The sequence below is a fragment of the Alicyclobacillus herbarius DSM 13609 genome (genome assembly GCF_000430585.1).
In the GTDB taxonomy this organism is placed as follows: Bacteria; Bacillota; Bacilli; order Alicyclobacillales; family Alicyclobacillaceae; genus Alicyclobacillus_G; species Alicyclobacillus_G herbarius.
On record NZ_AUMH01000003.1, the window covers coordinates 184,884 to 206,881 of the forward strand.

The 21,998-nt window shown below is 55.5% G+C and carries 20 protein-coding genes; 4 read left to right on the forward strand and 16 right to left on the reverse strand.

What is annotated here, in order from left to right; genetic code table 11:
* Positions 1-11 precede the first annotated feature (11 nt).
* The 4 genes from H522_RS17350 to H522_RS0103465 form a co-directional block, all read right to left on the reverse strand.
* Positions 12-1,460 (reverse strand): NAD-dependent malic enzyme, encoded by a 1,449-nt coding sequence (locus H522_RS17350; RefSeq protein WP_211230639.1) that lies wholly within the window; start codon positions 1,458-1,460, stop codon positions 12-14.
* Positions 1,461-1,582: 122 nt separating this feature from the next.
* Positions 1,583-2,668, reverse strand: coding sequence for an NAD(P)H-dependent flavin oxidoreductase (locus H522_RS0103455; protein WP_026961236.1), 1,086 nt, complete (start codon positions 2,666-2,668; stop codon positions 1,583-1,585).
* 90 nt (positions 2,669-2,758) lie between these two features.
* Positions 2,759-3,994, reverse strand: coding sequence for an aminopeptidase (locus tag H522_RS0103460; protein WP_026961237.1), 1,236 nt, complete (start codon positions 3,992-3,994; stop codon positions 2,759-2,761).
* A gap of 282 nt (positions 3,995-4,276) precedes the next feature.
* Positions 4,277-5,716 carry an NAD-dependent succinate-semialdehyde dehydrogenase gene (locus H522_RS0103465; RefSeq protein WP_026961238.1) on the reverse strand — a complete coding sequence of 480 codons (1,440 nt, stop codon included), beginning with the start codon at positions 5,714-5,716 and terminating at the stop codon, positions 4,277-4,279.
* 281 nt (positions 5,717-5,997) lie between these two features.
* On the opposite strand from H522_RS0103465, the gene H522_RS17355 reads away from it, so the two are divergent.
* The gene (locus H522_RS17355) at positions 5,998-6,441 is read left to right on the forward strand and encodes a helix-turn-helix domain-containing protein (RefSeq protein WP_035452349.1); all 444 of its coding nucleotides are present in this window, start codon (positions 5,998-6,000) and stop codon (positions 6,439-6,441) included.
* 82 nt (positions 6,442-6,523) lie between these two features.
* Here the strand turns inward: H522_RS17355 and H522_RS0103475 are convergent, their stop codons facing one another.
* The 3 genes from H522_RS0103475 to H522_RS0103485 all read right to left on the reverse strand — a co-directional run bounded on the left by H522_RS0103475 (position 6,524) and on the right by H522_RS0103485 (position 9,466).
* Positions 6,524-7,972, reverse strand: a complete 1,449-nt coding sequence (locus H522_RS0103475) for an MFS transporter (RefSeq protein ID WP_211230640.1) — start codon at positions 7,970-7,972, stop codon at positions 6,524-6,526.
* Between the two features lie 286 nt (positions 7,973-8,258).
* Entirely contained in the window at positions 8,259-8,855 is a 597-nt protein-coding gene (locus tag H522_RS17360; RefSeq protein WP_051343785.1) for an LOG family protein, read from the reverse strand.
* Between the two features lie 122 nt (positions 8,856-8,977).
* Entirely contained in the window at positions 8,978-9,466 is a 489-nt protein-coding gene (locus H522_RS0103485) for a GNAT family N-acetyltransferase (protein WP_035452353.1), read from the reverse strand.
* A gap of 208 nt (positions 9,467-9,674) precedes the next feature.
* On the opposite strand from H522_RS0103485, the gene H522_RS0103490 reads away from it, so the two are divergent.
* Both H522_RS0103490 and H522_RS0103495 read left to right on the forward strand, forming a co-directional pair.
* On the forward strand, positions 9,675-10,187 hold the full coding sequence (locus H522_RS0103490; protein ID WP_026961241.1) for a methylated-DNA--[protein]-cysteine S-methyltransferase: 513 nt from the start codon (positions 9,675-9,677) through the stop codon (positions 10,185-10,187).
* 81 nt (positions 10,188-10,268) lie between these two features.
* Positions 10,269-10,637 carry a VOC family protein gene (locus tag H522_RS0103495; protein WP_035452354.1) on the forward strand — a complete coding sequence of 123 codons (369 nt, stop codon included), beginning with the start codon at positions 10,269-10,271 and terminating at the stop codon, positions 10,635-10,637.
* A 67-nt stretch (positions 10,638-10,704) separates the two neighbouring features.
* Here the strand turns inward: H522_RS0103495 and H522_RS20300 are convergent, their stop codons facing one another.
* From H522_RS20300 to H522_RS17380, 5 genes are all read right to left on the reverse strand, one after another.
* Entirely contained in the window at positions 10,705-13,812 is a 3,108-nt protein-coding gene (locus H522_RS20300) for a S8 family serine peptidase (RefSeq protein ID WP_081411834.1), read from the reverse strand.
* A 379-nt stretch (positions 13,813-14,191) separates the two neighbouring features.
* Positions 14,192-15,178: a DMT family transporter gene (locus H522_RS0103510; RefSeq protein ID WP_425386992.1), complete on the reverse strand. Its 987-nt coding sequence runs from the start codon at positions 15,176-15,178 to the stop codon at positions 14,192-14,194.
* A gap of 27 nt (positions 15,179-15,205) precedes the next feature.
* On the reverse strand, positions 15,206-15,586 hold the full coding sequence (locus H522_RS17370; RefSeq protein WP_155836156.1) for a GNAT family N-acetyltransferase: 381 nt from the start codon (positions 15,584-15,586) through the stop codon (positions 15,206-15,208).
* A 92-nt stretch (positions 15,587-15,678) separates the two neighbouring features.
* Positions 15,679-16,305 (reverse strand): GNAT family N-acetyltransferase, encoded by a 627-nt coding sequence (locus H522_RS17375; RefSeq protein ID WP_051343791.1) that lies wholly within the window; start codon positions 16,303-16,305, stop codon positions 15,679-15,681.
* A gap of 106 nt (positions 16,306-16,411) precedes the next feature.
* Positions 16,412-17,617, reverse strand: a complete 1,206-nt coding sequence (locus tag H522_RS17380) for an APC family permease (protein ID WP_051343794.1) — start codon at positions 17,615-17,617, stop codon at positions 16,412-16,414.
* Positions 17,618-17,732: 115 nt separating this feature from the next.
* Here H522_RS17380 and H522_RS17385 point away from each other — a divergent pair, with 115 nt between their 5' ends.
* A complete protein-coding gene (locus H522_RS17385; RefSeq protein ID WP_035452356.1) occupies positions 17,733-18,644 on the forward strand; it encodes a LysR family transcriptional regulator in 912 nt (303 codons plus the stop codon).
* Here the strand turns inward: H522_RS17385 and H522_RS0103535 are convergent.
* The 4 genes from H522_RS0103535 to H522_RS0103550 all read right to left on the reverse strand — a co-directional run bounded on the left by H522_RS0103535 (position 18,614) and on the right by H522_RS0103550 (position 21,638).
* The gene (locus H522_RS0103535) at positions 18,614-19,531 is read right to left on the reverse strand and encodes an aldo/keto reductase (protein WP_026961244.1); all 918 of its coding nucleotides are present in this window, start codon (positions 19,529-19,531) and stop codon (positions 18,614-18,616) included. The two genes, H522_RS17385 and H522_RS0103535, sit on opposite strands and share 31 nt — an antisense overlap.
* Positions 19,532-19,658: 127 nt before the next feature.
* Positions 19,659-20,198 (reverse strand): DUF4982 domain-containing protein, encoded by a 540-nt coding sequence (locus tag H522_RS0103540; protein ID WP_245578003.1) that lies wholly within the window; start codon positions 20,196-20,198, stop codon positions 19,659-19,661.
* Positions 20,199-20,411: 213 nt separating this feature from the next.
* The gene (locus H522_RS0103545) at positions 20,412-20,972 is read right to left on the reverse strand and encodes an MOSC domain-containing protein (RefSeq protein WP_026961246.1); all 561 of its coding nucleotides are present in this window, start codon (positions 20,970-20,972) and stop codon (positions 20,412-20,414) included.
* Positions 20,973-21,116: 144 nt separating this feature from the next.
* Positions 21,117-21,638 carry a YfiT family bacillithiol transferase gene (locus H522_RS0103550; RefSeq protein ID WP_026961247.1) on the reverse strand — a complete coding sequence of 174 codons (522 nt, stop codon included), beginning with the start codon at positions 21,636-21,638 and terminating at the stop codon, positions 21,117-21,119.
* Between the last annotated feature and the right edge of the window lie 360 nt (positions 21,639-21,998).

Below are 21,998 nucleotides of genomic sequence, written 5' to 3' on the forward strand. Positions count from 1 at the left end.
AGGTCATCCCCTCAACGATTCCCATGCACGCTGGCAGCCTCTAACGAATCCACGGGCGGATCGCGCCGGGCCACGCCCGTTTGTACCGCCGCCTCGGCAACCGCCTTGCGCACCGACTCAACCACATGCGGATTGAAAACGCTCGGGATAATGTACTGTTCGTTCAGCTGTTCCTCCGGCACACACGCCGCAATCGCACGCGCCGCAGCCAGTTTCATCTCCTCATTGATTTCCCGCGCCCGCACATCGAGCGCCCCGCGGAAAATCCCTGGAAAGCACAACACGTTGTTAATCTGATTCGGATAGTCCGATCTCCCTGTGGCCATCACCCGGACATACGGCTCGGCTTCTTCCGGCAGAATCTCAGGAATCGGATTGGCCATGGCAAAGACAATTGGGTTCTCGGCCATCGTCTTCAGGTGGTCCACCGTTAACACGCCCGGCCCGGACACCCCGATGAACACATCGGCTCCACGAATGGCGTCGGCCAAGGTGCCGGACATCCCCCGTCGGTTGGTATTTTCCGCGTACCACTGTTTGATGGGGTTGTCATAAGTGTGCCCGGGTTCAATGATGCCACTGCGATCGCAGCCAATGACGTCGCATACACCCGAGGCCAACAGAATCTTGGTACAGGCCACGCCAGCCGCACCCACCCCGCTCATCACCACGTGCAGGTCCGCCATCCGTTTTCCCACAATCTTCAGGGCGTTCAGCAGACCAGCCAGCATCACCACGGCCGTACCGTGTTGATCATCGTGAAAGACGGGAATATCGAGTTCCTGCCGCAGCCGTTCTTCGATTTCAAAACACCGCGGCGAGGAAATGTCCTCGAGGTTAATGCCTCCAAATACCGGAGCGATGCCTTTCACCATGCGGATAATTTCTTCCGTGTCCTGAGTATCCAGGCAAATCGGGAACGCGTCCACATCAGCAAACTGCTTGAACAGCATCGCCTTGCCTTCCATCACGGGCAGCGCCGCGCGTGGGCCAATATTGCCAAGCCCCAACACGGCCGATCCGTCCGTTACCACAGCGATGGTATTGCGTTTGATGGTGAGCTGGAACGCCTTGCTCGGGTCTTGGTGGATGGCTTGACAAACCCGTGCCACCCCCGGCGTGTAGACCATCGATAGGTCATCCCGGTTTTTCACCGGCACCTTCAGGTGCGTGCCGATTTTACCCCCAAGGTGAACCAGAAACGTCCGGTCGGAAGCGTGCACAATCTCGATTCCGTCCAGATCCCGTAAAGCCTGAATCACCCGCTGCCCATCCTCGTCGCTGCGGACGCTGACCGTAACATCTCGCACCGTATATTCTTTGGCCACGTGGTGAACGTCCATGGCGACAATGTCTCCGCCTGCCTCACTCATCGCCGTATAGGCGTCGCTGAAACGAACGCCCCGGGCGATGCGCAGGCGAAGCACAAGCCGCAACTCATTTCCGCCTGAATGAGCCACATCGTCCCCTCCCAGCATAACTATCTGAATTCTAATAATCCTTATACTACCATGGATTGATGAAGAAGTGTTATCCGGAGGGACAATGTATGTCAACGGACGGTGCAGTTTCTTTAGCCCTGTTAACGGGACGCAGCCCGGACCAGGGTGCGCAGCGTGGCCGCAGCGTCTTCCAGGACCTGCTGGACCAGCGCCCCCGCCGGATGGGACGCAGCCAAGGCATGTGCCTGTCCGGCCCATAACGACATAAATTCGACATTGCCGGTCTCCGCTGCAGCCCGGCGAATGTCCTGGGTCAGCGCGTTCTGTATCGGATACGGGGGAATCTCCCCGGGATACTGGGCCATTCGCTCCATAAAAGTGGTCCGCAGGCCGCGCGCCCACTTCCCTGAGTAGGCTCGCGTCAGCTCCGTCTCATCTTCATCGCTGGCTTGTAGCCGCTGTTTGTACGCCTGGTGCACCCCGCTCTCCAGACAGGTCAGGAACGCGGTTCCCATCTGGACCGCGCTGGCGCCGAGCGCCAAGGCCGCGACCAAGCCTCGCCCATCCATGATGCCACCAGACGCAATCACCGGGATTTGCACCTTATCGACAACTTGTGGGACCAAGGCCATGGTTCCGATGAGGGCCCGGTTTACGTCGTCCTCAGCAAATGTGCCGCGGTGCCCACCCGCTTCGCTTCCCTGCGCGACAACCGCATCCACTCCCGCCTGTTCCAGCAACACGGCTTCCCGAACCGTCGTCGCGGTTCCAATAATCACGGCGTGTTCTTTCAACCGCTGCAGGGTTTTTTCCCCCGGGATGCCAAACGTGAAGCTGAATACGGGGACCTTCTCCTCGACCACAACCTCGACCTGCTCCTCAAAATCCACCTCCACGGCGGGCGTCCCAGTCCGTTGCGACAGCCCCAAGTCTTCCCGAATCTCGTTGAGGTACGCGTTCATGTCCTCCACAACCGCCGCCTCGATGTCCGGGACGGTTTCCAGCGCAAACAAGTTGACGGCAAACGGCCTCTCCGTCAGTTCACGAACCCGGCGGATCTGGTCGCGAAGTGCATCCGGCCGCAGGTAACCGCCGCCGATGGTGCCCAAACCGCCTTGATTGGATACGGCGGCTACGAGCTCCGGCGTCGTCGGTCCGCCGGCCATCCCGGCCTGAATCAGCGGGTAGCGAATCTTCAGCAACTCGGTGATGCGCGTGTTCAACACCCGAATCTTCTCCTTTCCCAGAAACAAGGTCAGGCAGAGCCGGTCACAGTCAAGTCGCCCGAACCGGCCTGCCTGAACGAATCATCCAGATTATACCTTGGAGGCCCACTCCCCATGGCGGAGAACCGGCACCCACCGTCCGGACGCGTCCAACCCGTTAATATTCAACTCCGCTGAGCCAATCATGAAGTCCACGTGCATCAAGCTCGTGTTAAGTCCCCGCCTTTTCAACTCATCCCGGTTCATCCGTACCCCATCCTTGAGATTCAGGGGATAGGCCGACCCGATGGCCAGGTGGCAAGACGCGTTTTCATCGAACAAGGTATGATGGAACAGAACACCGGCCTGAGAGACAGGAGAACTGTTCGGAACCAGTGCCACTTCGCCAAGGTAATGGGAGCCTTCATCCGTTTCGATGATCGACGCGAGCACGTCCTCTCCGACGCGCGCTTTGTACTCGACGATACGGCCTTCCGAAAAGTGAAGCTCAAAGTCTTCAATCCGTTGGCCGGCGTGTAAGAGCGGACGCGTACTGCGGACCACCCCCTCGACACGGGTATACTGGGGTGCCGTGAAACACTCTTCCGTCGGTAGGTTAGGGACAAAGAACACCCCGTTCTGCGTGCTCGTTCCACCCCCAACCCACACATGATCCTCTGGCAGCCCGATGGTCAGATCCGTACCTGGTGCCGTATAGTGCAGTTGTTGAAACCGGGCCGCGTTGAGGGCAGCCACCCGCCGACCGAGCCCGTCCACATGGTCCTGCCACGCCTGCACCGGGTCTGGGGTATCGAGGCGAATCACTCGCGCCACCGTGTCCCACAAATGTTCCAGCCGCTGGTCGGGCGGATCGTCTGGATAGACCTCGGCCGCCCAGGCTTCGGTCGGCAGTGCGATGATGGACCAATTCACTTTCGCCGACTGGATGGCCTCCCGGTATGGATGCAACGCCTGTTGTGCAGCCCGAACGGCCAAGATGGAGCGCTCAACCGGCACGCCATCCATCAGTTTCGGGTCCGGCGCGATAACGGTCAGAAAGGCGGCTCCGGTCTCTGCCAACTCGATGTAGGGTTGGGCCTTCCACTGGGGATACTCCTTCAGCTGCGCCTCCGGCTCCGACAGCAACCGCGTTCGCTGCACGTGGTCGTCCTGCCACATCACGTGTACGGTCGCGGCCCCCACCTGGTAAGCCACTTCCACCACCTTGCGCACGAACGCATAGGCTTCAACCGGCGCGTGAATCACAAGCACCTGATTGGGCTGGAGGTGAATCCCCACTCGGATAGCCAAATCCGCGTACCGCTCCAGCCGTTCACTTTGTGAAATCATGGAAACCCCCCCATGTTTCAATCCACGTCCTGCCTTCATCCGTCCGCACCATCAGCCGCAAAGGTGCATGCATCGACACATCTGTGCTTCTGGGCTCAACACGGCCCGGCCCCCTCTTCCTCCACTCTAAGCATACAACCTGGCCGGATGCGCGCAAGCATCCGACCATTCCACTCGGTACGTTTCTTTTCCGGTGCGCGTCGACTTCGACTCATGGGTGAACGGTCCCTCAAGCTCAGGCCACGGGCTTGCCTCCATCGCTTATTGCGTCCCATGTCCCTACAGACCAAAGGATACAAACTTGGTCTCCAGAAACTCGTCCATGGCGTACCGGCCGCCCTCTCGGCCCAACCCGCTTTCCTTAAAGCCACCAAAGGGGGCCTGGATCTGGGTGGGCGCCCCGTCGTTGACGCCAACGATGCCATACTCGAGACTTTCGGCCAGACGGAACGAGCGGCTGACGTTCTGAGTATAAACGTAGGCGGCTAGTCCGTACGTCGAATCGTTCGCCATACGGATCGCCTCTTCCTCGTCTCGGAACGGAATCACCGGCACCACCGGACCAAATGTCTCCTCGGTGTAGATACGCATTTCTGGAGTCACTCCGACCAGCACTGTCGGCTCAACAAACCAACCTTTCGCGTAGTCGCCTTCCGTCAGCCGCCCACCGCCACAGACGAGGACCGCCCCTTTTTCCTTTGCATCCGCGATGTGCGACAAGACCTTTTCCATGCCCTGCTGATTGATGAGCGGACCAATCTCGACCGTCTTGTCGCGGCCGTCGCCGACTTTCGCCCGCACGAGCCGCTGTTTCAACTTGGCGACGAACGTGTCCAAGACCGATTCCTCGACGTATAGACGATTCGTGCAGATGCACATTTGCCCCGCATTGCGGTACTTACTCTCGAACAACCCCTCTACCGCCGCATCCAGGTCCGCATCCGCAAACACCAGGAATGGGGCGTGTCCACCCAACTCCAGACTGACCCGTTTCACCTGCTGGGCGGCACCCTGCATCAGCAGCTTACCGACCCGGGTCGATCCGGTAAAGGCAATTTTTCGCACCTTCGGATTATCGAGAAACTCGCGTCCCACGCGTTCCGGATTACCGATGACTAAGTTGGCGGTCCCGGCCGGGAACCCGGCCTCGGCAATGAGTTCAAACAAACGGACGGCAGACAAAGGCGTCGATTCGGCCGGCTTGAGCACGACCGTACACCCAGCCGCCAACGCCGGAGCAATCTTGCGCGCCACCATGTTCACCGGGAAATTCCACGGCGTAATCGCGGCTACGACACCGACCGGCTGGCGCATGACGACAATCCGCTTGTTCGGAAACGACGAAGGAACGGTGTCCCCGTACACGCGCTTGGCCTCTTCCGCATACCAGAGAAAATAGTCAGCAGAACCCACGACCTCCCCCTTCGCTTCTCGCAGGGGCTTGCCCATCTCGGTCGAAATCAACAACGCCAATTCATCTCGATGCTGATACACCAATTCATAGAGCCGATATAAGTACCGCGACCGCTCACGCGCCGTCAGCCTTGACCAGCTTGGGAACGCCCGGTGCGCGGCATCAATCGCCTTTTTTGCATCTCGTTCATCCCCAAACGTGGTTATCCCCACGAGTTCTTGCGTGGCCGGGTTGTGGACAGACAGCGTTTGCTGGCTTTCTGCGGTCACCCATTCTCCGTCAATATACATCTTGCGAATCTCCATCGCACTGGCCTCCTTACAGAGTGACCCGTTTGTCTCATGCCTTCCACATGAATATCTCCGCGTCTAATCCGCTCTCGATTAAAGCGCTTTCATCCAACTGAAACAAGCGCTTGCTTGCAGTATTAGGATATCACACGCTGCGGCCGGTCTGTCAAATGACAATTCGGCGGTTTTGTTGTCGGAAACCGGTGACGCTGTCTCACTTCGACAAACATCGCAACCGACTTGGTTTAGACTCGAGGTAAGATACGCGGCCACTCATTTCTGGGGAGGGATGCCTCGTGACGGTACGGGAAGCTGCTGAACTTCTGGGTTGTCATCCCAGCACCGTACGCCGTTGGATTCAAAGAGGAAAGTTAAAGGCCGAACAAGTCCAAGATACCTTCGGCCCCACCTACATCATCGATCCGGCGGAGCTCGCGGCGCTCGGCTTCAAAGACACACCCGGTGACGACAAAGGAACCACCAGTGTATCACCGGCCAATATCAGCGGCGGCGAATCGGCACACCTTGCCCATCAACTGGGCACCCTACAGACCAGCGTGGAGACCGTGTTGAAAGAACACGCGCAGCTACGAGCCACCCTGGACAAAATCCTGAAGATTCTTGAGCTCCAGGAAGACGCGCACCGCAAGAGTCGGGATCAACAACTGACGGCCGTTCTCAGGTCGATGCAGGAACACAAGCACACGCGTAGTTCGCGGCGCCTGATGTGGAGCCACTGACACACACAGACGAGGGGCGTTGCCCCTCGTCGGCATCTTCACTCATGGAACCGCCCGACTTTCTATCCGATTTCCTATCCAATCACTTCGCCCTCGCGACGGTTGAGTACGGTCGCGCTTCGCGAGGCTTTCGCGAGGCTTCAGTGTCAAGGAGAGACGGATCGTCAATGGAACGATTCGTTGGTTCTGGTACCAGCCAGCTCAAGGCCCAGCCAAGTCCAGAAAAAATGCACGTGATGATAAACGTGCCCCGTAACCCGAACGTATGCAGAATGACTGGAAAGAGAAAAACGCCGATGAATGCCCCTAGTTTGGCCACACCTGCGGACAAGCCGTGCCCAGTTGTACGGACGCTGACGGGAAACACTTCGGCGGCTAACACAAAGGTGGTCATGTTCGGACCAAACTCGGCAAAAAAGTAGCTGACTCCGTAAAGCACGAGAAACGGCAAGACCTGTTGCGTCATGCCGGGCACCGCACCCATAGCGAGAAAGGTGAGGCCCATCACGGCGAACCCTAGCATCTGCAGGCGACGGTGTCCGACCTTATCAATTTTCGCGACGGCTAGTGCGTACCCAGGCAAAGCCGCGATGGCAAACACAATGAGCGTCCAAGCTTCACTCTGTAACAAATCGGCATGTGGAGCCACCCACTGCATGATAAGCGGAGTCGAGATGGAATTTCCGTAGTAGGCATAGTCAAACAGGAACCACGTGCCGGCCGTACCGATTAAGACCTTCAGCATATGGCCATGGGTCAAAAACTCGCGCAACGTCATGCGCCGAGCCCGGCCCCCTTCCGCACGCGCCGTAGCCGCCACCTGTCCCTGGGTATACTCACCCAACGACTGGGCAGCGGTAGTCGCCCGTCCAAGTACCTGGGCCTGAAATCGCGGTGATTCGGGCATCCGGGATCGTGCATAAATGACACTGAGCGCAGGTATCGCGCCAAGTCCTAAGAGAATACGCCAGATGAGGTCATGCGGTAAACCACTGGCCAGCAAAGTAATAGCGACGATAGGGCCAGCAATCAAGCCGAGGGCCTGCATCGAAAAGACCATACCGACCAGCTTGCCGCGGTCTTTGACGTTGGCATACTCGCTCATGATGACCGCACTGATAGGATAATCGCCACCAATACCCAGTCCCAGGATAAACCGGAAGACAAGCAGCCAGGCTAAATTTGGAGCCAGGGCAGACAGGACAGCCCCGGCCGTCATGATGGCCGCGACCAACCCGTATAGCTTTTTCCGGCCTAAGATGTCAGCCAAACGCCCAAAGACAAGTGCCCCGACAAAGTTTGCAATCAGTGTGGTGCTTCCGACCAATCCGACCATTGAGGTCGACAGGTGCCATTCCCCACGAATCAGTACCAGAGCCGGTCCAATGATGAATAAGTCATATGCATCCGTAAAAAATCCGAGTCCGGCGATAAGTACGGCACGTAGGTGAAACAGACTGAGCGGCGCCTGATCGAGAGCTTGTGAAATGGAGTCGGAACCTCTCTCCAATTGGCGCTCCGACGATACCACCGTACTTGCACCATCCTTCCTGTACAATATAAAGTTCGTAATAAGGGTACATATAGATTGTTAAGTTTGTGTAAATGTCACATTAAATCTTTGTCATGATCCGTATCCAGAACGTGCCCAAATCTGTCTTGGGTGTACGCTAGTATGAGATGAGTCATACGGATGGGGATAGCGCAACTCTATACCAGGACCCTTGTCCGCCGCCCTTGCCATACAGCCTTGCATACCCGCTGAAGGGCATGGACTCTCATAAGCGGCGGAAATGGTTTATCGGGTGTCGTCGCGCTCAGTGAGAGAGGTCAGAAGTCGAGGAGGCTTGCCATAGCGGTTTGGCGATGGGCGAACGATAGGCTTTGAGCTTTTCCATCAGGTCTTGTGCGTCGTTGCCAAGTACAAGGAGTTGTTCGGAGGCCTTACGCACGAATCCGGCTTGGACCGCGTGATGAACCAAATCCATTAAGGGAACGTAATAATCCGCCACGTTTAACAAACCAATCGGTTTGTGGTGAATACCCAATTGGGCCCAACTAACCACCTCAAACAGTTCTTCGAACGTGCCATACCCTCCTGGTAGGGCCACAAAAGCGTCTGAGAGGTTCCCCATCGTGGCCTTGCGTTCATGCATATCTTTCACTTCAATGAGCTGGGACAATCCTGTGTGGACCACCTCACCGCGGAACAGCCCAGTAGGCATGACTCCAATCACCGTTCCGCCAGCATCAAGGACCGCGTTAGCCACTTCCCCCATCAATCCGGATTTCGATCCGCCATAGACGAGTTCCCATCCATTGGCCGCGATAACCTGGCCAAGCTCACGCGCGTGGAGCTGGTATTTCGGATGTGCACCGAGGTTTGAACCGGCAAATACACAGATTCGTTTCATCCGCAGTCTCCTCTCCGACAAATCACCCATACCCTATTGTATGCCTTTCCGCTCTTGTCCGCGCCACCTTTCTGGCCAGGCGAACTCCAGGCCAATAGAATTCCTATGGGAAAGCTGTCTAATCAGCGAACATCCTTCGCCAGTTCAATCTCGTCATGGATCTCTATCCCATCATCGCCCACGAGTGGAATGGTTGGTTTGAGCCGGCGCGCTTCGTCGATGGCCCCCTGGTGTACAGCCACGAAGCGGTATCCACGGCGCAGGTAAAAGCGCATCGCAGCCAAGTTATCGTTGCTCGTAATCAGCCAGACACGGGTACACCGCTTTTGTTTGGCGAATCGCTCAACCTCGCGGAGAAGCCCGGTTCCCACCCCGCTGCCCGATTGAACGGCATTGAGGCTCATCAGTTCACAACCGTTCTCCTCGTCGAATCGATAGGTGGCCGCCCCTACGGGCTGGCCATCCGCCTTGGCGATGATCGCCTGTAAATCGGCCAGACGGTAGACATGCCCTCGGCTAACCATCATGTCTCCGCCCCACTCTGCCTGCCAAAGGGCAGTTAGCCATTGTACGTCTTGCTCTGTCTGCAGAGGTTGGATATCGAGGTCCATGAACCACGCTCCTCCTTTCATGGCCGGGATAGCGGCAAAAAAATCGGGTGTTTTCGTAGTATAACACACGCCATAATCTTGCGGTCTTATTCTCTCGTCCTACCTCTTTGTACCTGAGTCAGCTATACTGAAACTGTCTCTTGTCGAAGATTATTTTCCGAAGTGATGGAACTTCTTGAACGCTGAATAGACTGGGGGGTGAACGCCCATGTCAAGATTGATCTATTGGGGACGAATGAACTACCGCTGTCATGAGTTGTTCATCGCTGCAACCGATGCTGGTCTGTGCGCCATCACCCTGCCCAACGAATCGTGGGACAATTTTGCGGATTGGGCGAAAAACACAGCTAGGACTCAGGCCCTGCTGGAGGAACCGAGTCGCGTAGAATCGTACGCCCTGCAATTGCAGGAGTACTTTGCTGGACGCCGGCAAACCTTCACCCTTCCACTGGACCTTTTCGGAACGGCCTTTCAAAAATCAGTCTGGGAAGAATTGCAGCGTATCCCCTATGGATGCACGGTTTCCTATTCGGACGTAGCGGAGCGCATCGGTCGACCGAAGGCAGTGCGAGCGGTCGCCGGCGCCATCGCCGCCAACCCGATTCCGTTCGTCATCCCATGCCATCGAGTGATTGGCAAAGACGGGCGCCTGGTGGGTTATGCGGGCGGGCTCGAGTTGAAGGCTGAACTCTTGCAAATGGAGTGTGGGATACAGGTGTGATGACCTGTTTGCCCGCGCCCCCATGATATCCTGAGCATGACGAACTTGGGATAAGAAGAGAATACGGAACGGAGGATCCTGATGATTAAGATTAAGTTTTGCACGATCCCGGTCGCCGACCAGGACCGGGCCCTTAAATTTTACACTGAGAAATTAGGGTGCGAAGTCTTAACCGACCAACCGTTTGGAAACGGATCTCGCTGGATAGAGGTGGCCTGGCCGGGACGTGAGACTGCGTTCGTGCTGTTTACGCCGCCAGGTATGAGCGATCGCGTCGGAGGATTTGCCATGGCGTCCCTCAGTACGGACAACATTGACGAAGTGTATAAGGAGTTTACCGCTCGCGGTGTCGAATTTGTCGAACCCCCAACCGACCAACCGTGGGGAAGGCAAGCCATCTTCAAGGACAGCGAGGGCAACTCGTTCGTCCTTGTTCAGGAGCGGAGTTAAGCCTCTTGGGGGCTCACGAAAACTGGCCCAGTTTCCTTGCTGTAGCTGGGCCAGTTGTTCCAACCTCTTATTGCCCAACCGGAGTCAGAGAACCCCACTCATACATGTACCACTGCCATTTATTCCCCAAACCATCTGTATACACAATCCAATAGCACAGATCATCGCTAATCCGATTAGCTGGCTTCTGTAGAGTGATAGTCGAAATCCCCGCCTGAACCGTCTGGGGTTTGGGGGCCACGACTTCCTGACCCGAGAGATCATAGGCCGAAAGGGCCACCTGTATCGGATGGTTCAGGTCCACCGTTAGGTTCAATGCATCGTGTTCCCATGGATATGCATCATCAGGGATAAGCTGTACAGATTGCGAATTGAGCCAACCTGGATGCGGGTTTGCACTCAGAGTCCCTTGGATCTGACTCACGTTCCCAGCTTCACTGACCGTGCGAATCCGATACGTAAACGTACCCGACCACACATCGCAAATAAATCCGTCGTTATCATTTCCATCCCACGTGAAGAAGTGAATGCCAGCGGACTGACGCTGACTTGACGCAATCGTCCGAACCACTTGCCCACTCTCATCCAACACCTGAATGGTTGTTTGGGCCGGCTTGTCCAAACGATAGTAAACCTTGGCATAGACATTGTCGCCAAACATGGTCCCCGAGGCGTCCAGTTGGGCCACGTCCGGAGCCACAATGTTCACCTTCGCCCGATCCACGTGAATCGTGCCCTTTGCCACCGTTTGCTGTGCGTGGTGATCGCGCAGTACAACCCTGTACGTGTAATCCCCGTCAGGCAGGTGTTGGCCCGAATTACTCTGCAAATTCCAAGTAAACGTATGGCTCCCCGCCGATTCGTTCTGATTCGTCACGGGTTCAGCCACGGTCTGTGAACCTTGCTGAATCGCGACGCTCACCTGTCCAGGTTTGTTCAGGGAGTAGGTGACCGACAGGGGGAATTTGGTGCTCGTGTTCACCTTGATATCCGCAGGCGCTGTCACCACCGGTGGACGCCAATCCTCGAGCGTAAACCGTGACGTCGTCAGGGTCTTCTGATTACCAGCGACATCCTGGAAGGTAATAGTGAACTGATACGCACCTTCGGGCGCCAGGTGGCCGCTGTTTGTGCTGCCGTTCCAGGCAAGCTGGGCGGTCCCCTTACGCAGGGTACGATGGGTCCATAACGTCTTGATCAAATGACCATGCGCGTCGAGCACGCCCGCGGTGGCTGACACGGTTTCACCCACCGTGACGACACTGGTCACCTGATTCTTACCGGTGGCCCGAAAGCGTTGCGTTGTGGCCTTTGCCGATGCATCGACACGGGTGTCCAGCGTTATTGTCATCGACCGCTCTGCCCCATGGCGCTTATTTGCGGCCTGGCTGTCCAGGTGCAAGCGATAACTACCCTCCATCAATCGTTTGCCCCTAGGCCCCGCCCCATTCCACGTCAGATGTTGATTCCCAGCCGAGAAGTTTTTGTCTGCAATGGTTTCAAGGTATTTCCCATTGGATGCATAGAGTTTGGCTGTGACCCGGGCCGACTTATCAAGGTGAAACGGGATTTGCACCGTGTGCTGCACAGACGGCGAAAAATCGAGCGAAGACTTACCGAGCGTGAGTATAGGCGGCGTATCATCCGTCACCTTGACCGTTTTGTGCTTGTACATTGTCTGATGCCCATTGGTGAGTTTGGCAATCAGGGTATAGGTTCCGCTTCCCACCCGCTTATGTTGATCCGTCAAGCCATCCCAAGACGTTCGGATGGTGCCGCCTGAGCAAAGTTTATTTGATAGGAGTCTGCGCACCACATGGTGATGGCTGTCCTCCACATATACAGAGACAATACTGTATCCGGTGGTGTGAAACGACAGCGGCAGGCGGTTTGTCCCCTTCATGACATACCCCGTCGAGGCGGAAATGTCCGATACGGGAGACGGCGTGTCACGCAGGGCCCGATAAGCGTCGACGCGACCGTAGCCATAGTACTTGTCCCATCTGCGTGCCCCAAGGTCGATGGCCGATTTCTTCAGGATGGAAAACACTTGGTTCGGGCTGAGGAATGGATTCTTCGACAACACTAGAGCGGCGGTGCCAGTGACCACTGGGGCCGCCATAGAAGTCCCATCCGCCCATGCGAATCCGCCGACCACTGTGGACAGTATATCCTGACCAGGCGCTGCCAAATCCACGTACGATCCGTAGTTGGAGAAGCTGGTCAGCTTGTCCGACTCGTTAGTGGCGCTGACCCCTATCACACCAGGCAGTGCGGCTGGGTATTCTGCGGCCGAGGTGTGGTCGTTGCCCGCAGCCGCGACCACTAACACCCCGTGCTCCTCGGCATAGTTCACCGCGTAACTGAGAACCTCGGAAGCGGTTGGCCCGCCGAGACTGAGGTTGATGATGTCCGCGCCTTCGTTCACCGCATACACGATTCCCCTGGCCACGTCCATATCGTCCGCCTCTTCCCCTACAAAAACATTGACCGGCAGGATACGGACATTGGGTGCAACGCCGACGGTACCGTGGCCGTTCATCGACGCAGCAATGATACCCGCAACGTGCGTAGCGTGATCGCCGGGGATGTAATCAGGCATATCGTCCACCACGTCATACGGATTCACGATGCGACCACGAAATTCAGAGTTGCTGACATCGACACCATCATCCACCACGGCAACCGTTACGGATGAAGACCCGCGCGTGATATCCCACGCTTTCGGGGCTTCAATCTTTCTGAGGTACCATTGTTTCGAATAATATGTATCATGAGGAGTCCATTCGCTGTGCAGCGTGTGATTGAGCGAAACCGACACGACCTGCGGGGTCTGCAGAAGACGACTCTGAGCAGAGAGCAACTGACTATCGGAGGAAAAATCAAAGACATAGAAGTCACCCACCGGCAGGTGGTCACCAACACGCGCCCCCACCTCGGCCGCTACTTGTCGCACTTCAGTTTCCGCAACCCCTGCACGAACTTGAACCACCAATTCATGGGGAACGTAATCCTGCTTCGCCATATCACCAAGGAGATTCATCCGCGCCACAAACGAAGACTTGGACGATGAACTAGGCGGCGTCTGGCTGGCCCATACCATTGCGTCCCCACTCCAAAGCCAGCCAACACACACGACACCAGCCACCCCAAGCCACATTTTTCGTTTTTTCATCTCGTCCACCCTTAACCCTTGATCGCGAAACTATACATATTCTAGCAACTTTTATCTGAAAGAGGTAGAGGAATCTTTTTTCATCTTGGTGGCGGCTGTTTGAATCGTGGCGCCGGCAAAACATATATTCGCCCTTAGCCGAGCCGCCCCGCTCTCGAGGCTGCCCTGTCTTTGTCCCGACAACTGGCCTTGCTCCGGATTCTTTGGCAGCACGAGCAAACCAAGCAAAGTCAATTTATCATCATTCTTCAGGAACTCTTTCAGGAGGATGAGTCCTCGACGTAAGACCCGCATCTATCGCAAACTAAGTAAGGCCATGCGGACACTGTGGGCCATAGAGCCTCAACTGTGGAACAGGCACTGCTCAAAGAGGCAAGCTCTATCTGGCTGCCGCGGGCTGGCGCGCCAATATGACCACAGTGGCAAGAATGCACGCCCCTCCCAGCATGGCAAGTACGCCCATGTGCACATGCAAACACGCAACCGCAATGATGGCAGCAGACAGCGGTTCACCACACGACAGGACGCTTGCTTCAGAAGCGGAGATATATTTCAGGCTCGCGATATAGACGTAAAACGCAATCAGGGTTCCAAACACCACGACAAAACCAACGAGACCCCAGATGCCCAGTGAACTCTGGCCGGTAAAATACCAAGGTGGCGCAATAAAGGACATCCCGATGCCACCAATGAACATCGCCCAGCCCACAACCGTCGCTGCACCGTATCTGTGCAACAAAGGCTGCGGGTACAGCGAATAGAAGGCCAGCGTAATGGCGGACACCACTCCCCATAGGACAGCCAAAGGAGCCACCGAAAAGCTGTGGATATCGCCATTGGTGACCAGAAAAAAGGCACCAATAAGCGCGAGAACGACCGACAACACCTGCGGGCCACTCGGCATGCGCCGCGTGCGCCATGCGACGTACACGGTGATGAACATGGGACCCATGTACTGAAGTATCGTTCCCGTGGCGGCATTACCATAGGAAATGGACGCAAAATAGGAGTACTGTACCCCCAGCAAACCGACAATCCCGAAGAGGACCAGCTTTCCAGCGTCTCGTTTATCCTTCCACACCGCCAGTACCTGCCTGGGACCGGATCTGATGGCACTCGCCGCCAAAAGCAGTAGGCCCGCTACACTCATGCGCACCGTAACCAACCAACCGGGCGTGAACCCGTACCGCTGAAACAACACTTGGGCAATCGTCCCCGACACCCCCCAAAGCACAGCCCCCAGAAGCACCATGGAAAGCCCCTTGAAACGGTCGAATTTCATACCCATCACTGCAGTCGATGGCGTTTCATCCGGAGCTGGCGATAGAGAATCCGCAAAGTTCAGTTTCGATTCGGTGTATTCCAACTCAGTCCCACCTTTTATCTAGAGGTTTCATCCGATCCGTCCGTACCGCGGTTTTTCGTCGGGATCGGACTCGACCGAAAATGACTCAGTCTCCTTATACGCATGCGCACTCTCCAGATAGCCGCACGTCTGAAAACCACACTTTTTATAGATCCGCTTGGCAACGTCATCGATAGGAAAAACCCATAATGAAGCGCAACCGCGAATCTTCGCCTCTTCCTGCACCCGTCGCAACAAGGGTCTGACAAATCCGCGTCCGCGAAACGCCTCCACAATGCCGACAGACTCGACTCGAGCGTGGCGACCGTGCATGAACAGACAGGCCACTCCTGCGGGAATTGTTCTCGTTCCAGTACAAATACCCCCAGTCCTGCGACTTGGCGTGCGCAAACGAACTCTTGTAGGCATGCTCCATTTCAACGATGATTGCAGTATCCACAATCGACACTCCCGACGTCACTCCAGAATGTGAGATGCTACACTATCGCGCGGTCTAAGAGTTATTTCGAACACCTGCAGCCTTCGGTTGGAGATCTATCCGAAATCGAGGTGAGGGACTCCCATTCTTCTCGGAGGACTCCCATCCGAATCGAGTCATAATACTGTCCCTGATAGTACCTACACTTTCGCAAACGTCCTTCCAGTTTCATACCCAGCTTTTCCGCACACCGCATCATTCGTTGGTTGCCCGACCAGGTAGTCAGTCCAATTCTCGGCAGCGACGGCATCGACTCAAACAAGTGACCTATCCACAGCCGCAGCGCCCGTGTTCCAATCCCTCCGCTCCAATAAGCCGGATCGTAAATGACAATGCCCACTTCCAGCCAATTCGACGCTCTGTGTTCCCAATAATAAGAAACCGTGCCAATCAATTTTCCATAGACCTCAAGCGCGCACCGCGACGGAACCTCGTCGTCCCTAGACAATTCCTGTTTGAGCTCGTTGCAAAACGAATCAAAGTCTTGATACTCGAGGGGGAAATATGGTGCATCCCACTTTTTCCATTCCGGAGTGGGTTCTCCGTATATGTACTGCCATAAGGTTACGTAGTCACGGTCTTCAATCGAGCGAATCGTAATCTCGCCGTCCGTCAGGCATGTTTGCGTCGGTCTTACATGATCGGTCATAACGAATCCCCCTTCCCCCGCGGCAAGCTTGTTAGCCGACGGGATGCATCTTCACTTTCGTTCTTCAAAAACCTGCGTGAGACTCCCCAACCGATGAGCCCAAGTGTCACAGGATACAAGCACGCCCATCCGCTGAATGGATACAGACCGCGCTGCTCAAAAGTGCAATCCATGCCATGATTCTCGCACCGGGCTTGGAACGACCGACCAATTTTAGTGCGGACGCCATGGCAATCATGTACAGGACTAAGAACAAGACGCTGGGCCACGGAACGAGCGCACCGACACTCACATGACAGACCATGTAGAGGGTGAGTACCACGACAAAGTCGATTCCCAAAGCATACAGGACAATGGTGGGAGTGTGGAACCGAGAATGTAACCGAGCGAAGATGTCAGGAAACACCCCATCACGTGCTTGACTGTACACCATTCGGGAAAAGCCGCCCACATTCCCGTGGATGGCGACTATCGTAATGAAAAGCGCGGCCACCCCAGTCACAATGCTGCCGAATCTCCCCAAACCCACCGTGACCAGCTGGCTGAGCGGGGCTGCCACTTCCTTGCTTCCGTATGCGTGCGTCCCCACCGTCACGACGGATAAAGCGATATATAACCCGGCCACGAGAAGCGGCGCCGTTAGAAAGGTTCGCCGCAAGTCCCGCTCGGGGTTTTGAAACTCCTCAGCCAGGTGGACAATCATCTCCCATCCAACATAGCACCAGAAGATCTCCACAGCGGACGAGAATATCGGTCGAAAGCCGTAGGGAACCAGCGGATGAAAGTTGGCCCATTTCATGTGCGGAGCCGCCGCCACAATGGCCGTGAACATCAACAAGACAATCATCGCAAGAAATAGCACTTGTGTCCACGCTGCCAACCCAATTCCCCGCCGATGCAAGTAGAGGGACCCTCCCAGCATGAGGGCGGCCAACCCGAGTGCGGTCCAATGCGGGAATTGGCACACCGCGGCCACATAGTCGGCTCCGACCAAAGCAATGATGGGTACCCCAATCGGAATCGTCCCGAGGCAAAGCCAGGCTGTGATTCGGCCGGCTGTCGATCCGAATGCCACACGGGCATATTCGACGATTCCTCCGGCATGAGGATAGCTCGCTCCCAAGGTCCCGATGACCCAGGCAACCGGAAAAGATAAAAGGGAAACGAAGATCCATGCCAGGATAGACGCTGGGCCAGCTTGTTGTGCGGTCATGGCCGGCAAGATAAGAACACCGGACCCGAGTACGGCGCCAATCGCCAGAGCGCTGCCCTCCACCCACGTCAGACGCCGGTGAAGCTGTAAATCGCTCATGAAACAAGTGCCTCCTATCGCCTTATCTTCCCTATCCACCTTACCGCCGTGGTATCATCTTGTCATACGATAGTTCAGATACGGTTTATCGATTGGATCGATAGGAGGAGTTCCAGTGGAACTTCGGCACCTTCGCACGTTCAAGACCCTGGCGGAAGAGCTGAGTTACACACGGACGGCGGAACGACTCAGCTACGCTCAATCCAGTGTAACCGCTCAAATCCAGACTTTAGAACGCGAATTTGGAGTGCAGCTCATCGAGCGAATCGGCAAGCGAATCCGCCTGACAGAGGCGGGAGAGCGGCTGTTGCGATACGCGGATGACATCTTGCGGCTGACCGAAGAGGCATTTACGGTCGTGCCGGGGGATACGGATCCACGAGGCACGCTCACCATCGGGGTCGTTGAGAGCCTGTGCACGTACCGTCTGGCACCGGTATTCATGGCGTTTCGAGCTCAGTACCCACAAGTGGAGCTTTTATTTCGTACCGGCATCTGCGCTGATCTTCGCAAACAGGTGGCCCAGGGGCATTTAGACCTAGCGTTCACGTTGGAAGAGTGTTGCGAAGACGATCGACTTTCCTGTGAAGCACTGAAAACGGAGCCGATGCTGCTTCTGGCCCATCCGGATCACCAGCTTGTCGAGACAAAGTCCGTATCGCCTTGTGACCTTGACGGGGAAACCATCCTGGTCACAGAACCTGGCTGCAGCTACCGCTTGATGTGGGAGCAGTCGTTGGCAGCGGCTGGGTGTACGAATCCAAAGATTGAATTTGCAAGTGTGGAAGCGATAAAGCAGTTTGCCATCGCGGGCCTTGGTGTGACCTTGTTACCCGCGATGGCCGTAAAGTCAGAGGTAGAAAGCGGCCTGCTCCGACCACTTGCCTGGCGTGGCCCCGAGTTCCCGGTGGTTACCCAAATGTGCTGGCGCAAGGACAAATGGCTTACGCCTGCACAACGTGCCTTCATGGATTTTACAAGAGAAGCCCTGCTAGACTATGGCAGCACATTTCCTGCCGCACGGTAGATCTCGTACCACTCTTCCCGCGTCAGATAGATGTCGCTTGCCTTACAGCAATCCCTCAACCGCTGTATATTCATCGTGCCAATGACGGGTTGCATCTTTGCGGGATGGCGCAACAGCCACGCAATCGCGATGGTCGTGTTGCTCACGTCATACTTGTTGGCGATCTCGTCAATCTTCCGGTTCAATTCCGGAAACTTGTCGTTATCGAGGAACACACCCTCGAAGAAGCCGTATTGGAAAGGTGACCAAGGTTGGATGGTAATGTCGTGGAGTCGGCAGTAATCGAGTACACTGCCGTCCCGGTCTACCGCAGAATCGTTCTCCATATTCACATTGATGCCATTGGAGATCATGGTGGCGTTCGTGATGCTCAGTTGCAGTTGGTTGGCGACGATGGGCTGCTTGACCCATCGTTTCAGCAACTCAATCTGCATTGGTTTCTGATTGGACACACCGAAGTACCGAACTTTTCCCGAGCTCTCGAGAATGTCGAAAGCCTCGGCCACCTCTTCCGGCTCCACGAGCGCATCCGGACGGTGCAGCAGCAGGACATCCAGATAATCGGTCTTCAACCGCTTCAGGCTCCCGTTGACCGCCTCCAGGATATGCTCTTTCGAAAAGTCGAACATGCCCTTGCGAATGCCGCACTTGGACTGCAGGATAACCTTTTCACGAATGTCGTCGTTCATATGGATGGCGTCCGCGAACATCTCCTCGCACGCACCGCCGCCGTAAATGTCGGCGTGATCGAAGAAATTCGCGCCTTCTTCGAGCGCGGTTTGGACAAAACGCTCAGCCTCAGCCTTGTTCAGCGATTGAATGCGCATACAACCGACGGCAACGACCGGCACCTCTAAGGTGCTGGTTCCAAGTTTCATCGTTCTCACGGTTTGTCTCCTCCTTCTCTCCGACTAGGCGCTTAAACTCAAAGGCCAAAGTGCACTGACTCTATATTACCTTAAGAAAGAGCCAGAATAGAATTTTGGGAACGATGCTGGCACACGCACACATGATTTACTTCTTATCGACATCACCCTCAGTAACCATCGTGACCACGCCCGGTTTTAACCCCTCGGCAAAGGCGGTCACATGGATGGTACCCGGATTCCCATTCGCGCGAACGATGACCAAGCACCTTCCCGCATGTGCCCTTCTCCGATTTCCTTTGTATGATTCGTCACTCGTAAGGTCCCCGTTGTCTATACCAAGAATCGCGCCTTCTCCGCGCAAATCGAACGTAATCTCGTTCTCTGCGTCCGGGACGACCAACCCTTTTTTATCTGTACTCGTCACTTCGACGTGGATGTCATTTTCATCCTTCGCGAGAGCGGGCCGATCCGCTCGCAAGCTGAGGCCGTACGGTTTCCCCGCGGTGGCCATTTCATGCGAACAGGCGATGATCCCGCCGTTTTTCCCGACCGCCCGTATCGTCCCAGGGACATAGGGAACATACCATGTCATCATATGATCGGGAAAGTCGGACAAAGACTTCTCCCCCATCGACTCGTCGTTCACAAACAGCTCTACGCTTTCGCAGTTGGTAAACGTCACCATCCGCACGAAATCCCCTTCAAAATGAGGGAGTGTCCAAATCGCCATGGATGATGACAGGTTTACCCTCCAGCATACGCTTCGCGACCTGCCACGTCCCCCTTCTTCCATGCAGACTGACCGGGATAGCACGGTCATCGTATGTGTTGTGCACGATAGGCTTTCCGAACTTAATTGTCACAATCGTACTGTTCTACACTACGCACCTTTCAGGACTCAAACTGGCGGATTGTAAATAACTACCTTCGCGGTGTCGCTCGCACAGATCTTTCCTGGTCGTTCCACGACGCAGATAATCCCACGTCGACCAAGCGCATGTCGGACGAATCGGGACGAGAGCTTGGAAACGTCCGGATAGTTGGCCTGTACCATGTTACCGGCTTGGGTGCACGGTAGGTTTTCCCCTTCACACACAAGTCCAGCGCCGCTTGGAAAGAAAATCCGGCTACCAACGGGCAGCTTCGTTAGATTCGGGAATCCGCGAAGAGCGATGTTAGCCCCGAGCCATTGGGGCAGGACCTCAGGGACGCCAAGTTCTTCGGCAATCAACGCACACTCTTCCATCGATACGACTGTGACCTGCCGCCGATTGAAAATTTCTGTACCACGTGGATACATCGGTTCCCGCACGCCAGCCCTCTTGGTGAGGCCGAAATGGAGGTCACCTGGAATGCCACCGTAATCCACTTGGATATTCGAAACACTCCTCGTTACGAAGGTGTTCTGTTGGTCGGCAATATAAACGGATTCAACGATTACACTTCGAGACTTCCACATAGGCGTCACCTCTATTACTAGGGCGTATAAATGAACTGCAGCAAAGGGAGCGGCCTTCGAACCCCCCCTTCTTACTTCTCTAAAATACGAGCCAATAATCCTGTATATTTCGTCAAGTCTAACGAAGTGGGAAACAGCGACCTGCTACCAACCCATTCGCTGTCGAAAGAATGTAATTTGAGCCGTGTGATGTCGATCATGCCAGGAATATAAACCGAGGGCTTTGTCTAACGTCCACACGCCACTTACAGGGTGAACATAGGTACGAGAGAAGTCATCGCTCCTTAGCCCCTCAAGCAAAGCCACCCACCGTGCATGAATGAGGTTGAATAGTTGCAAAGACTCCTCGACGGGTACATTCCGATCCGGTAAATCTGCCCATAAACCTTCTAAAGCGGGTCTGATTTGTGGATTGTCTTCTGTTAGCGCAAATTTGAATCGGACATAGACAAGCATGTCATTTTCGGCCAAATGGTGGACAATTTGACGTACAGTCCATCCACCAGTCCGATACGGTGTGTCCAACTGCTCTAACGTCAGCCCATCTACGGCACGTTCTAAACTCGAAGGTGCTTCAGCAAGTTCGGTAATCCAAGCATTCCGTTGATCCAAAGAAACATTTGCTACCGGTTCAAACTTCCCGATTGGGTAGCGGACATCATCCATCTCTTTCAGCCTCCTCGTATGATGGTAGTAGAAGTTCTCCTTCGTCGAATTTCCAGTAGGTCCGGAACTGCTGGAACAGCGCTGGAGAATTTCCAGAGCCGGCTCAAGACCCATCCGAATGAGACAGCTGCTCAGGAGGATGGGAAGTGGTTGATGGGGCTTCCCCATCCAAACAATCTCGCAGTATCGCAATACCCGTTTTCACCCATGGATGGGGAGGTTCCCATCGACCCATGGATGATTGTTATCGGTTGAGTCACCGGAGTCGCTTGACGGCTACTCCGCTTCTTTGTCATGCGCTTGTTCCTTGAAAACTTTATATCCGTCCGCATCTGGTTGGGGGATGCCCCCAACGCCTTC